The organism is Lactobacillus sp. C449L, from assembly GCF_059900815.1.
The window spans coordinates 1-442 of the sequence record NZ_JBWXGA010000278.1 but is presented as its reverse complement, the minus strand read 5'-3'; the positions used below and the strand labels follow the sequence as shown (position 1 = coordinate 442).

Sequence of the window (442 nt, the reverse complement as noted above, 5' to 3'; positions counted from 1 at the left end):
GAACAGCGAGTTTGCCGTGCAGGAAGGGCTTGATTACGTGAGCCAACTGGAGCGCCGCTTCGCAGCTCTTCAGGAAAAAGAGTACCCCCTGATTTCGCTGTTGACGGAGATTCGTGCCTTGCAGGCGCAATTGGAATTTCTAAGCGAAGAAGAGTAAGTGCAAAAAATAGGTACCTCCTGTTCGTCCCGTGCATACATTGCCTATAGACGAATAACTCCAGGAGGTACCTTCATGCCACAATGGATGCGTAGGCAGCTGCAGCGTGCCTTCATTGGTAAGGACATTCGGCAAATTCGTTTGCTGAATAGTTGTTGGTACTTATACTGGGAAAAACATGGCGGCCGTCCCCAATAAGAGGAGGCCGCCTTTTTGTTGTCTTTACGCTTCCGCTGGCGGGATCATGGTCAGACCCACCCGTTGGCGTTTCTCATCGATCTCCAC

1 protein-coding gene is annotated in these 442 nt (G+C 51.1%); it reads left to right on the top strand.

Features of this window, described 5'->3' with window-relative positions; all coding sequences use genetic code 11:
- Window positions 1–232: 232 nt before the first annotated feature.
- Window positions 233–355 carry a cortex morphogenetic protein CmpA gene (cmpA, locus tag AC2JF9_RS09380; protein ID WP_500727234.1) on the top strand — a complete coding sequence of 41 codons (123 nt, stop codon included), beginning with the start codon at window positions 233–235 and terminating at the stop codon, window positions 353–355.
- The last annotated feature ends 87 nt before the right edge of the window (window positions 356–442 follow it).

Bases quoted from the DNA above. Each gene is read 5' to 3' on its own strand.
- cmpA (WP_500727234.1), top strand. From the start codon at position 233: ATGCCACAATGGATGCGTAGGCAGCTGCAGCGTGCCTTCATTGGTAAG.